The organism is Pseudomonas sp. D(2018) (genome assembly GCF_005502555.1).
Classification (GTDB): Bacteria; Pseudomonadota; Gammaproteobacteria; order Pseudomonadales; family Pseudomonadaceae; genus Metapseudomonas; species Metapseudomonas resinovorans.
Genome location: NZ_SCOK01000007.1, coordinates 66,865 through 79,558, shown reverse-complemented (window position 1 = coordinate 79,558; position 12,694 = coordinate 66,865). Strand labels below are relative to the sequence as shown.

The following is a 12,694-nucleotide window of genomic DNA, read 5'->3' as shown; positions in this document are numbered from 1 at the left end:
GACCTGCAGGACGGCGTCAGGTCAGCCAGCGGCCGTTACCCGAAGGGTGCCAGTACGTTGCGGAAGGCCTCGAAGGACGCCGTCGCGTATCCCCGGCGCCAGATCAGCAGGGTTTCCACGCGCATCAGCGGAACCTGGCGCAGGAGGGGCGGTTCGCGCTGTAGCTCCAGCACCGAGCGGGGCAGGATGCCGACGCACGAGCCCGCGGCGACGCAAGCGAGGATGGCGTGGTAGGAACCCACCTGTTGCACCTTCGGCAGTGGGAGACCTCCGGCAGACAGCCAGTTCTCGGCGATCTGCCGATAGGTGCAGCCCTCGGCGAAACCAGCCAGCCCGCGCACCTGTACGTCCCCCGGGCCGGCGACCTGCGGGTGGCTGGCAGGGAGTGCCAGCAGCAATTCTTCTTCGAACACCGGCCGGGCTTCCAGCGCCATGGCGGCAACCTCCTCGCGCCATGGCACTTTGCTTTGCGGCCAGGCCACCAGCGCACAGTCCAGGCGCCGCGCGAGCACGGCTTCCATCAGTGCCTGGCTGGTGCCGGTGCTCACCTCCAGCTCCACCTGCGGGCACTGCCCGTGGAAGCGCGCCAGTGGCCCGGGCAGGCGGCTGGCTGCGGTGCTCTCCATGCTGCCCAGACGCAATCGACCACTTGGCTGTTGCGGGTGCATCGCCTGGCGCGCCTCGTCCGCCAGGGCCAGCAGGCGCTCGCTGTAGTCGAGAAATGCCTGCCCTCGATCGGTGAGGGCCATGCGCTTGCCGTCGCGAAGAAAGAGCGGGGTGCCCAGTTCTTCCTCCAACTGGCGAATCCGCGTGGTGACGTTGGATTGCGCCCGGTGCAAGCGCTGGGCCGCGCGGGTGACGCTGTGCTCCAGGGCGACCGCGCGGAATATCTCCAGGCTGGATAGGTCCATGCTTTAAAATCTCAAATAGAGAACGAATATTTAAAAGTATTCTCTATTTGAGATAGATTGGCCAGGTTTTCACCGGTACGGAGTCGCTGCCTCATGTCCATCACCCGATTGCTCGGCATCGAGCACCCCATCATCCAGGCCCCCATGGTGGGCGTTTCTACGCCGGCCCTGGCTGCGGCTGTTTCCAATGCCGGCGCCCTGGGGTCCATCGGTATCGGTGCCAGCACCCCGGCGCAGGCCCGCGCCATGTTGGCGCAAACCCGCGAACTGACCAGCCGGCCCTTCAACGTCAATCTGTTCTGCCACCGCCCGGCGGTGGCCGACGCCCAGCGCGAGGCCGCCTGGCTGGAGCACCTCAGGCCGCTGTTCGCCGAATTCGACGCTGAACCGCCGGCCGCCATCCGCGAGATCTACAAGAGTTTCCTCGACGACCCGGAAATGGCGCAGATGCTGCTGGATGAGCGCCCGGCCGTGGTCAGCTTCCATTTCGGCCTGCCGCCGCAGGACTGGATCGATGCGCTGAAAGGCGCCGGTATCCGTCTGCTGGCCAGTGCGACCACGCTCGAAGAGGCACGCCTGGTGGAAGCGGCCGGCGTGGACGCCATCGTCGCCCAAGGCATAGAGGCGGGTGGCCACCGTGGTGTGTTCGAACCCGAGAAGGGCGACGCCGGCATCGGCACCCTGGCCCTGGTGCGGCTCATCGCCCGGAGCAGCCGCCTGCCAGTGATCGCCGCCGGCGGCATCATGGACGGGCAGGGCATCAAGGCCGCCATGGCCCTCGGCGCCCAGGCGGCGCAACTGGGCACCGCCTTCGTGCCGTGCCCCGAGTCGGCCGCCAACACCGCCTACCGCGCTGCCCTGAAGAGCGAACGCGCCCACCAGACGCGTATCACCGCGGCCATCTCCGGCCGCCCGGCGCGTGGCATGGTCAACCGCCTCTGGAGTGACCTGGATACGCCCGATGCGCCGGCCCTGCCGGACTACCCCAATACCTATGACGCGGCCAAGGCGCTGCACGCCGCGGCCAGCGCCAAGGGCTGCAACGACTTCGCCGTGCAATGGGCCGGGCAGGGCGCGCCCCTGGCGCGGGAAATGCCGGCGGCGGAGCTGGTGAAAGTACTGGTGGACGAGATGTAGCGAGGCGCCTTGTCGATCTGTCGGGCGGCCAAACGACCAGGGGGTGATCGACTATCGTCATCCAACCCACCAGGAGGTGCGCCATGAGCAAACGGATCCACACCATCGTCCCCTGCCTATGGTTCGACGACCAGGCGGAAGCGGCGGCCAACTTCTATGTCGGTATCTTTCCCAATTCACGGATTACCGCCATGAGCCGCTACGGTGAGGCCGGCCGGGATGTCCACGGCAAGGAGCCAGGATCGGTACTTACCGTGGACTTCGAACTGGACGGCCAACGCTTCACCGCCCTCAATGGCGGTCCGGTATTCACGTTCAACGAGGCGGTGTCGTTCCAGATCCACTGCGACGATCAGGAGGAACTGGACCACTACTGGGACAAACTCTCCGCAGGAGGCGACCCGAGCGCCCAGCAATGCGGTTGGCTGAAGGACCGTTTCGGGCTGTCCTGGCAGGTGGTGCCCATTGCGATGATAAAGATGCTCGAAGACTCGCAGTCGGCAGGCTCCCAGCGCGCCTTCGCCGCAATGATGCAGATGAAAAAACTGGATATCGCGGTCCTGAAGAAAGCCTTCGACGGCTGAGGTCGTCGCAGCCTGGAAAGGATTCGGTAGCGAGATAGACAACCGTTCGATAACCGCACCAATAGTCGATTATCGGATTGTCCGGGAGGGTGCCGGGGAGTACTTTTTGTTCACCCGGCGCCCGAAACGCCCTGGATAACAACACGAGATCGACCATGGCTGAAATCCTTTCCCTCCGCGAAGCCGTCGAACGCTTCATCAACGATGGCGACACCGTAGCCCTCGAAGGCTTCACCCATCTGATTCCCACTGCCGCGTCCCACGAGATCATTCGCCAAGGCAAGAAAAACCTGCACCTGGCACGCATGACCCCCGACCTGGTGTACGACCTGCTGATCGGCGCCGGTTGCGCGCGCAAGCTGACGTTCTCCTGGGGTGGCAACCCCGGTGTCGGCTCGCTGCATCGCCTGCGTGATGCGGTCGAGAAGCAGTGGCCGAATGCCCTGGAGATCGACGAGCACAGCCATGCCGACCTGGCCAACTCCTATGTGGCCGGTGCCTCGGGCCTGCCGTTCGCCGTGCTGCGTGCCTACGTCGGCTCGGATCTGCCCAAGGTCAACCCGAACATCAAGTTCATCCAGTGCCCGTTCACTGGCGAGCAACTGGCGGCGGTGCCTTCGGTTCGTCCGGACGTCACCGTGATCCACGCCCAGAAGGCCGACCGCAAGGGCAACGTGCTGCTCTGGGGCATTCTCGGGGTGCAGAAGGAAGCGGCCCTGGCGGCCAAGCGCTGCATCGTCACCGTGGAAGAAATCGTCGACGACCTGAACGCGCCGATGAACGCCTGCGTCCTGCCCACCTGGGCCCTGACCGCTGTCTGCCACGTGCCTGGTGGCGCCCATCCGTCCTATGCCCACGGCTACTACGAGCGCGACAACCGCTTCTACCAGGCCTGGGACCCGATCGCCCGCAACCGCGAAACCTTCACTGCCTGGATCGATGAGTACATCCGCGGCACTGCCGATTTCGCCGAGTTCCAGCAGAAGATCGCCCAAGCCAAGATTGCGGAGGCCAAGTGATGAGCGCTCAATCCACCCCTGACTACAGCACCAATGAAATGATGACCGTGGCGGCTGCCCGCCGCCTGAAGAATGGCGCCGTCTGCTTCGTCGGCATCGGCCTGCCGTCCAAGGCCGCCAACCTGGCGCGCCTGACCTCGTCCCCGGACGTGGTGCTGATCTATGAATCCGGCCCCATCGGCGCCAAGCCGACCGTGCTGCCGTTGTCCATCGGCGATGGCGAGTTGGCCGAAACCGCTGACACCGTGGTGCCCACCGGTGAGATCTTCCGTTACTGGCTGCAAGGCGGCCGTATCGACGTCGGTTTCCTCGGTGCCGCCCAGGTCGACCGCTTCGGCAACATCAACACCACTGTGATCGGCGACTACAACAGCCCGAAAGTACGTCTGCCGGGCGCTGGCGGTGCTCCGGAGATCGCCGGTTCCGCCAAGGAAGTGCTGATTATCCTCAAGCAGTCCCACCGCACCTTCGTCGACAAGCTGGCCTTCATCACCTCCGTCGGCCACGGCGAGGGCGGCGATCATCGCAAGCAGCTGGGCTTGCCTGGCAAAGGCCCGGTGGCGCTGATCACCGACCTCTGCATCATGGAGCCGGAAGCCGGCACCAACGAATTCATCGTCACCTCGCTGCACCCGGGCGTGACCCGCGAGCAGGTAATCGAGAACACCGGTTGGGCCATTCGTTTTGCCGCCGACGTTTCCGAGACTCTGGCCCCCAACGAAACCGAGCTGACCGCGCTGCGCGCCCTGGAAGCCCGCACCGCTGCTGCCCACGGCCAGCAAGGCGGTGAGGAATGAGTCGCGAGGTCTACATCTGCGACGCCATTCGCACGCCCATCGGCCGCTTCGGCGGCTCCCTGGCCCCGGTACGCGCCGACGACCTGGCCGCGATCCCGATCAAGGCCCTGGTGGAGCGCAACCCCCAGGTGAAATGGGATCTGCTGGACGAGGTGTTCCTCGGCTGCGCCAACCAGGCCGGCGAGGACAATCGCAACGTGGCGCGCATGGCGCTGCTGCTGGCCGGTCTGCCGGATAGCGTGCCCGGCGTCACCCTGAACCGCCTGTGCGCATCGGGCATGGACGCCATCGGAACTGCCTTCCGCGCTATTGCTTCGGGCGAAATGGAACTGGCCATCGCTGGCGGCGTGGAATCCATGTCCCGCGCTCCTTATGTGATGGGCAAGGCCGACAGCGCCTTCGGTCGTACCCAGAAGATCGAAGACACCACCATCGGCTGGCGCTTCATCAACCCGCTGATGAAGGCCCAGTACGGCGTCGACGCCATGCCGCAGACTGCGGACAACGTCGCCGACGATTACCAGGTCTCCCGCGAAGACCAGGACCTGTTCGCCCTGCGCAGCCAGCAGCGCGCCGGCCGCGCCCAGGCTGAAGGCTTCTTCGCCGAAGAAATCGTCCCGGTGGTGATCAAGGGCAAGAAGAGCGAGACGGTCGTCGACCAGGACGAGCACCTGCGCCCCGACACCACCCTCGAAGCCCTGGCCAAGCTGAAGCCGGTCAACGGCGAAGGCAAGACCGTCACCGCTGGCAACGCGTCGGGCGTCAACGACGGCGCGGTAGCGCTGATCCTGGCTTCCGCCGAAGCCGTGAAGAAGCACGGCCTGACCCCGCGCGCGAAAGTGCTCGGCATGGCCAGCGCCGGCGTTGCGCCCCGCGTCATGGGCATCGGCCCGGTGCCGGCGGTGCGCAAGCTGATGGAGCGGCTGAACCTGGCCATCGGTGACTTCGACGTGATCGAACTGAACGAAGCCTTCGCCGCCCAAGGCCTGGCCGTGATGCGCGACCTCGGCATCGCCGACGACAGCGACAAGGTCAACCCCAACGGCGGCGCCATCGCCCTTGGCCACCCCTTGGGTGCCAGTGGTGCGCGCCTGGTCCAGACCGCCCTGCACCAGCTGGAGAAGTCCGGCGGCAAGCTGGGCCTGGCGACCATGTGTGTCGGTGTCGGCCAAGGCCTGGCGCTCGCCATCGAGAAGGTCTGATCGGCACCTGCTCAAGTAGGGTGGGCTTCAGCCCACGCGGTTAGTCCGTGTGGTGGGCTGAAGCCCACCACACGTCCTGAAGCTGGCTCTTGTTGGTCGGCTGCTATAAAACGAAACACCATCCCGAATTCCGGAGCACTGGCTTGAACAGCCCGAGCAACCAACTCTTCGACGCCTATTTCACCCAGCCCGCCATGCGTGCGGTGTTCTCCGACCGGGGACGCGTGCAGGGCATGCTGGACTTCGAGGCTGCATTGGCGCGCGCCGAGGCGAGCGTCGGCCTGATCCCGGGCGACTCCGTGGCGCCCATCGAGGCGGCCTGCAGCGCCGAACTCTACGACTACTCCGCACTGGCCCTGGCCATCACCACGGCTGGCAACTCCGCTATCCCGCTGGTCAAGGCCCTCGGCAAGCGCGTGGCCGCCCAAAGCACGGAAGCCGAACGCTTCGTGCACCTGGGCGCGACCAGCCAGGACGCCATGGACAGCGGTCTGGTGCTGCAACTGCGCGCCGCCGCCGAGCTGCTGGAGCAGGACCTTGCCGCCCTGGCCCAGGCCCTGGCCGTGCAGGCTGAACGCTTCGCCGACACCCCGCTGGCCGGCCGTACCTGGCTGCAGCAGGCGACGCCCGTCACCCTCGGCATGAAGCTGGCCGGTGTGCTGGGGGCGGTGACCCGTCATCGTCAACGCCTGGCTGAACTCAAGCCGCGCCTGTTCTGCCTGCAGTTCGGTGGTGCGTCTGGCAGCCTCGCTGCCCTGGGCGAGCAGGCCTGGCCTGTTGCCGAGGCCCTGGCCCGCGAGCTGGACCTGAACCTGCCCGACCAGCCCTGGCACACCCAGCGTGATCGCCTGGTGGAGTTCGCCAGCCTGCTCGGCCTGATCGCCGGCAGCCTGGGCAAGCTCGGCCGTGACCTCAGCCTGCTGATGCAGACCGAGGCGGGCGAAGTCTTTGAACCTTCTGCGCCTGGCAAGGGTGGCTCCTCCACCATGCCGCACAAGCGCAATCCGGTCAGCGCCGCCGTGCTGATTGGCGCGGCCACTCGCGCACCGGGTCTGGTGTCCACCATGTTCGCCGCCATGCCCCAGGAGCACGAGCGCAGCCTCGGCCTCTGGCACGCTGAATGGGAAACCCTGCCGGAACTCTGCTGCGTGGTTTCCGGTGCGTTGCAGCAGGCGCTGCTGGTGGTGCCCGGCCTGGAAGTCGATGCCGCGCGCATGCGCGAGAACCTCGACCTGACCCAGGGCCTGGTGTTGGCCGAAGCCGTGAGCATCGCGCTTGCCCAGCGCATCGGCCGCGACGCCGCCCATCACCTGGTGGAGCAGTGCTGCCGCCAGGCAGTGAAGGAGGGCGCCCACCTGCGCGCCGTGCTCGGCACCAATGCCGAGGTCAGCGCACAACTTTCCGCCGCCGAGCTGGACCGCCTGCTCGACCCGGCCCATTACCTTGGCCAGGCCCGCCGCTGGGTGGACCGCGCACTGGCCGAACACCACGCATTTTCGCGCTAGGAGATTTACATGCCTGCCGTACGACTCGCCGATGGCGACCTGAACTACCGCCTCGAAGGCCCGACCGGTGCGCCGGTGCTGGTGCTGTCCAACTCCCTGGGCACCGACCTGCACATGTGGGACGCGCAGATCCCGGCTTTCACCCAGCACTTCCAGGTGCTGCGCTATGACACCCGTGGTCACGGCCAGTCCCTGGTCAGCGAAGGCCCCTACAGCATCGAGCAACTGGGCGGCGATGTGCTCGCCCTGCTGGACGCCCTGGATATCCCGAAGGCGTCCTTCTGCGGCCTGTCCATGGGTGGCCTGATCGGCCAGTGGCTTGCGATCAACGCCCCGGAGCGCATCGAGCGCCTGGTGTTGTGCAACACCGCCGCCAAGATCGGAACCCCTGAAGTCTGGAACCCGCGAATCGACACCGTGCTATCCGGTGGCTCCCAGGCCATGCGCGACCTGCGCGACGCGTCGATCTCCCGCTGGTTCACCCCGGATTTTGCCGAAGCCGTGCCGGCCAAGGTCGAGCCTATCGTTGGCATGCTGGCCGAGACTTCGCCCGAGGGGTACGCCGCCAACTGCGCTGCCGTGCGTGACGCTGACTACCGCAAGCAGCTTGGCAGCATCAGCGCGCCGACTCTGATCGTTTGCGGCAGCGGTGACCCGGTTACCACCCCCGCACACGGCCGCTTCATGCAGGAACGCATTGCCGGCGCCGAGCTGGTGGAGTTCCACGCGGCGCACCTGTCGAACGTGCAGGCGGGCGATGCCTTCAGCCAGCGTGTTCTGGCCTTCCTCACCGCCTGATCGCCGCTTTCCTGTAGGAGCGAGCTTGCTCGCGAACATCGCGACCGCAACAGCTCTCGAGCAGAGCCCGCTCCCCTGAGCCCCATCGAGGACTTCCGAATGGACGAGAAAGAACGCTACGAAGCCGGCATGAAGGTTCGCCGTGCAGTGCTGGGCGACGCCCATGTGGATCGCAGCCTGCAGAACCTCACGCCGTTCAATGAAGAGTTCCAGGAAATGATCACCCGTCACGCCTGGGGCGACATCTGGACCCGCCCGGGACTGCCGCGCCATACCCGCAGCCTGGTCACCATCGCCATGCTGATCGGCATGAACCGCGAGGGCGAGCTGAAGCTGCACCTGCGCGCCGCGAAGAACAACGGCGTGACCCGCGACGAGATCAAGGAAGTGATCATGCAGAGTGCCATCTACTGTGGCATCCCGGCGGCCAACGCTACGTTCCACCTGGCCGAAGCCGTGTGGGATGAGCTTGGGGTGGAATCGCTGCAAGGCTGATCCGCCGCAACACAGAAACGCCGCCCGGACCACGCATCCGGGCGGCGTTTTTTATTGGGGGATCGGTGCATCTGTGGGGGCGAATTCATTCGCCAAGAGACGCGTAGCGTCCCCCTCGGGCATCCCTATAAGGCATCCCACTCCGGCGCGAAGTCCGGGCTCACCACGCGCTTGTCCTTCGGCAGGGCGGCGATCAGGGCGCGGTCTTTATCATCGAGCTGCACCTTCAGCGCATCCAGGTTGGCTTGCTGATTGGCCCAGCTGCTGGCCTTCGGAATGGCGCCGACGCCGTCCTGATCCAGCAGCCATTTCAACGCCACCTGGCTCGGCAAGGCGCCGTGCTTCTCGGCGATCTGCCGGATTGCCTGCTGTTCCGCGGCCAGGCCACGCGCGAGCGGGGTATAGGCGGTCAACACCAGGCCCTTGCTGCGGGCGTAGTCCAGCAGGCGCTGCTGGTCGAGCAGCACGTGGTACTCCACCTGGATGGCGGACAGCGGCGCCCCCAGGTCTTCCACCACCTGGCGCAACAGTCCGAGCGGGAAGTTGGCCACGCCAATGCAACGCGCCTTGCCTTCGTCGCGCAGGGCCACCAGGGTGTCGATGCTGCGTGCCAGGTCCCAGTCCTTCGCCGGCCAGTGGATCATGAACAGATCCACCTGCTCGGTGCCCAGGGCACGCAAGCTGTTTTCCAGAGACAGCCGCATGGAGGCCGGTTGCAACTGGTCCCACCAGACCTTGGTGGTCAGGTGAATGGCGTCGCGGGGCACGTCGCTCTGGCGCAGGGCCGCGCCAACCGCTGCTTCATTCTCGTAGGCGGGCGCGGTGTCGATATGCCGGTAGCCCAGTTCCAGGGCCTGGCGCACGGCAGAGGTGCATTCATCGCCCGTCATCGGCCAGGTGCCAAGACCGAGCTGAGGCATGTTCAATCCTTGGGCGGTGGTCAGTTTCCGCATGGAGTACTCCTTGTCATTCATTGCGAGGTTGCGCCTGCCGCGTGGCGGCCAACGATGTAGCCGAAGGTCATGGCCGGCCCCAGGTTGATGCCGCCGGACGGGTAATGACCGCCCAGCGCGCTGGCCATATCGGTGCCTGCTGCGTAGAGCCCTGGAATCGGCTGGTTGTTTTCGTCCAACACTCGCGCCTGCCCATCGGTGCGCAGGCCGGCGAAGGTGCCGAAGCAGCCCGGCTGGACCTTCACGGCGTAGAAAGGCCCGTGTTCGATGGGCGCCACGCAGGGGTTGGGGCCTTGGTGGGAGGCATCGCCGCTGCGGCGGTTGAAAGCCGTGCTGCCGCGGCCGAACTCCGGGTCTTCGCCGCGTCGGGCATGGTGGTTGAAAGCTTCTACCGTGGTGGCGAGACCGGCCGGGTCGATGCCACAGGCTTGCGCCAGTTCGACCAGGGTGTTGCCGCGCATGAGGTAGCCATTGCGCACATGCGGCCAGAGCGGCACGGGCGCGGGGCGGGCGAAGCCCAGGCCATAGCGGCGCTGGAAGCGATGGTCGCAGACCAGCCAGGAGCAGCTTTCCTCGCCCTCCGGCACCGCCTTGTTCATGGCGTCGACATAGTCGTAGTAGCCGCCGGCTTCGTTGACGAAGCGCCGGCCATTCTTCAGCACGCCGATGATGCCGGGTTTGCCGCGATCGATGATGTGCGGGAAGTGGCCGAAGGTGCCGTCGGGGTAGGGCACCTTCGACACGGGCGCCCAGGCCACGGGCGAGCGCAGGTCGTCGGCGACCACGCCGCCGGCAGACTCGCCCAGGCGCAAGCCGTCACCGGAGCAGGAGATTGGGGGCAGGGCGAGGTTGTCATGGCCGCTGCTGTCGCGAGGGAACATCGCCTTGCGCCGGACCGGGTCGTTGGGGAAGCCCCCGGCGGCGAGCAGCACGGACCTGGCGCGGATGGAAAGCTCCGCGCCGTTGTACTCCACCACCGCACCCCAGACCTTGCCCTCTTCGATGATCAGCTGGCGTGCTGGTGCCGATTCCATCAGCTGCACGCCCAGGTCGTCGGCCGACTTGGCCAGGCGAGCCACCAGCGCGACGCCGTTGACCAAGTGCATGGCGCGGCCGTAGCGGGCCAGGTGATAGAGGTGCGTGGTGAAACGTCGGGTGACATGGGCGAAGGCGCGCAGTGAGCGCGTCATGCCGAGGAACGCGGCCAGATCGGCACCGGCCATGATGGGCATGCCCATGAAGGAGGTTTCGCGCATGGTCTTGCGCAGGCGTGGCAGCAGGTCGCCGACCTCGCGTGCGTCATAGGGCGCAGCGATCACCTGATGGCCGCCGTTGGCGGCGCCGGGGGTGTCGCCATGCATGTCAGGTATGCCGTTGCCATCGACGAACTGCAGCGCGGTGTGCTGCTCGAAGAAGCCCACCATTTCAGGGCAGTTCTGGAGAAAGGCGTCCACCAGTTCCGGGCGGAAGTGCTCGCCCAGTTCGTTGCGCAGATAGGTGCGCGGCTGTTCGATGTCTTCCTCGATGCCGGCGCGGCGTGCCAGCGGGTTGCGTGGCACCCACATCCAGCCGCCGGACCAGGCGGTGGCACCTCCGAACACTGGTTCCTTCTCTACGAGGATCACTTTCTGGCCGTGATGGGCGGCGGTGACGGCGGCGGCAAGGCCCGCAGCGCCTGAGCCAATGACCAGTAGATCGCAATCGAGGCGGTTTGGAGCAGGGCTTGCGGCAGGCATTTCGAGGAACCTCAAATACTGGAACTGTGTTCCGCATTCTATGGCCGCTACATTCCACGACCAAGACCGGGGCAACGCAAGTGGCCGGTCAGCGAACGGAAATCGGTCGCCTCGCGAGAGAGGGAATGGCAACCCATAAAAAAGCCCGCCAGATGGCGGGCCGAGGTAGTCAAAGCACGCTGACCAAAGGATCAGAGAAGCGAGAGCGGGTAGCTGATGATCAGCCGGTTCTCGTCGAAGCTGGTGTTGCTGCCCCAGTCGCGGCGCATGGTGGAGTTGCGCCATTTGACGCTCAGGGCCTTGAACGCACCGGACTGCACCACGTAGGCCAGTTCGGACTCGCGACCCCATTCCTTGCCGTCGGTGACTGCGCCGACATGGACGTTGTCGCCGCTGATGTAGCGGTTCATCAGGGTCAGGCCGGGCACGCCGAGGGCGGCGAAGTTGTAGTCGTGGCGCACCTGCCAGGATTCTTCCTTGGCGTTGTCGTAGCTGGAGTTGTAGCTGTCGTTGGCCAGGGTGCCGCCGCTGGTGCCGTTGACGCGCATCCAGGCATCGTCGCCGCTGACCTTCTGCAGGCCGACATAGAAGGTATTGGCGCCATACTTGGCGGAGAACAGGCCGGACCAGGTGCGGTTGTCGAGGTCACCTGCCAGGGCCGAACCGTCTTCCTTGCCGGTGAAGTAGCCGAGGTTGGCGCCCAGGGTCCAGTCGCCAATGGGCTGGCTGTGAACCAGCTGGACGAACTGTTGCTGGTAGATGTCCTTCAGCTCGGCGTTCCACAGGCCCACCAGGGTGAGGTTGTCATTGAAGGCGTATTCGCCGCCGACGAAGTTGAAGCGGTCGGAGGTGAAGGCCGCGCGGCCATTCATGGACATGTCTTCCATGCTCGCGTCGTTGCGCGGGCTGTTCTGGCGGAACTGGCCGCCATACAGCGTCAGGCCGTCGATTTCCTTGGAGGTCACCTGGCCGCCCTGGAAGGTCTGTGGCAGCGAGCGGCCGTCGTCGGAGCGCAGGATCGGCAGCACCGGCATCCACTCGCCCACCTTCAACTCGGTCTTGGACACGCGCATCTTGCCGGCCACGGCCAGGCGGCCGAAGTCGTCAGCCGGGCGACCGTCGCCATGCACCGGCAGCAGTTGGGTTCCGTCGGTGCCTTTGCCGCCATCGAGCTTGACCGAGAGCAGGCCGAGCATGTCGACGCCAAAGCCCACCGGACCTTCGGTGAAGCCGGACTTGGCATCGAGGATGAAGCTCTGGGTCCATTCCTCGGCTTTGCCCTGGGTGGCGGAGTCGCTGACGAAGTTACGGTTCAGGTAGAAGTTGCGCAGGTTCAGGGTCGCCGTGGCGTCCTCGACGAAACCATGCTCATCGGCAGCCTGGACGGGCAGGGCGGCCAGGCCGACGGCGGCAGCGAGGATGCAGGGAACAAAGGGTTGGGCCTGGCGGCGGCTCGTGGAATTCATGCTCGGTCTTGCCTCTTTGATTGTTGTTCCAGGGTGCGCAAAAGCCCCTTCGCGGCGGTTGCGCGAATACACGTCTGTGCTGGAGTTACGG

At 65.9% G+C, this 12,694-nt stretch carries 12 protein-coding genes; 8 read left to right on the top strand and 4 right to left on the bottom strand.

The annotated features are described in order from the left end of the window. Positions 1 to 35: 35 nt before the first annotated feature. Positions 36 to 911 carry a LysR family transcriptional regulator gene (locus tag FFS60_RS07370; protein ID WP_137821571.1) on the bottom strand — a complete coding sequence of 292 codons (876 nt, stop codon included), beginning with the start codon at positions 909 to 911 and terminating at the stop codon, positions 36 to 38. 93 nt (positions 912 to 1,004) lie between these two features. Here FFS60_RS07370 and FFS60_RS07365 point away from each other — a divergent pair, with 93 nt between their 5' ends. The 8 genes from FFS60_RS07365 (at position 1,005) to pcaC (ending at position 8,448) form a co-directional block, all read left to right on the top strand. Further along, a complete protein-coding gene (locus FFS60_RS07365; protein WP_028628013.1) occupies positions 1,005 to 2,048 on the top strand; it encodes a nitronate monooxygenase family protein in 1,044 nt (347 codons plus the stop codon). An 83-nt stretch (positions 2,049 to 2,131) separates the two neighbouring features. Beyond that, positions 2,132 to 2,632: a VOC family protein gene (locus FFS60_RS07360; RefSeq protein WP_028628012.1), complete on the top strand. Its 501-nt coding sequence runs from the start codon at positions 2,132 to 2,134 to the stop codon at positions 2,630 to 2,632. Between the two features lie 155 nt (positions 2,633 to 2,787). Then, on the top strand, positions 2,788 to 3,651 hold the full coding sequence (locus FFS60_RS07355; RefSeq protein WP_028628011.1) for a CoA transferase subunit A: 864 nt from the start codon (positions 2,788 to 2,790) through the stop codon (positions 3,649 to 3,651). Continuing rightward, positions 3,651 to 4,448 carry a CoA-transferase subunit beta gene (locus tag FFS60_RS07350; protein WP_028628010.1) on the top strand — a complete coding sequence of 266 codons (798 nt, stop codon included), beginning with the start codon at positions 3,651 to 3,653 and terminating at the stop codon, positions 4,446 to 4,448. Before FFS60_RS07355 ends, FFS60_RS07350 begins: the two co-directional genes overlap by 1 nt. After that, complete coding sequence (pcaF, locus tag FFS60_RS07345) at positions 4,445 to 5,650, top strand: 3-oxoadipyl-CoA thiolase (RefSeq protein ID WP_137821570.1); 1,206 nt, start codon at positions 4,445 to 4,447, stop codon at positions 5,648 to 5,650. The genes FFS60_RS07350 and pcaF overlap by 4 nt, the downstream gene beginning before the upstream one ends. A gap of 143 nt (positions 5,651 to 5,793) precedes the next feature. Beyond that, entirely contained in the window at positions 5,794 to 7,155 is a 1,362-nt protein-coding gene (locus FFS60_RS07340) for a 3-carboxy-cis,cis-muconate cycloisomerase (protein WP_137821569.1), read from the top strand. Between the two features lie 9 nt (positions 7,156 to 7,164). Then, complete coding sequence (gene pcaD / locus FFS60_RS07335) at positions 7,165 to 7,953, top strand: 3-oxoadipate enol-lactonase (protein ID WP_137821568.1); 789 nt, start codon at positions 7,165 to 7,167, stop codon at positions 7,951 to 7,953. A gap of 99 nt (positions 7,954 to 8,052) precedes the next feature. Continuing rightward, entirely contained in the window at positions 8,053 to 8,448 is a 396-nt protein-coding gene (pcaC, locus tag FFS60_RS07330; RefSeq protein ID WP_028628006.1) for a 4-carboxymuconolactone decarboxylase, read from the top strand. Positions 8,449 to 8,573: 125 nt separating this feature from the next. On the opposite strand, the gene FFS60_RS07325 is transcribed toward pcaC, so the two are convergent. From FFS60_RS07325 to FFS60_RS07315, 3 genes are all read right to left on the bottom strand, one after another. Then, positions 8,574 to 9,401: an aldo/keto reductase gene (locus FFS60_RS07325; protein WP_137821567.1), complete on the bottom strand. Its 828-nt coding sequence runs from the start codon at positions 9,399 to 9,401 to the stop codon at positions 8,574 to 8,576. A gap of 17 nt (positions 9,402 to 9,418) precedes the next feature. After that, complete coding sequence (locus tag FFS60_RS07320; protein WP_028628004.1) at positions 9,419 to 11,137, bottom strand: FAD-dependent oxidoreductase; 1,719 nt, start codon at positions 11,135 to 11,137, stop codon at positions 9,419 to 9,421. 191 nt (positions 11,138 to 11,328) lie between these two features. After that, on the bottom strand, positions 11,329 to 12,603 hold the full coding sequence (locus FFS60_RS07315; protein WP_137821566.1) for an OprD family porin: 1,275 nt from the start codon (positions 12,601 to 12,603) through the stop codon (positions 11,329 to 11,331). Positions 12,604 to 12,694 lie beyond the last annotated feature (91 nt).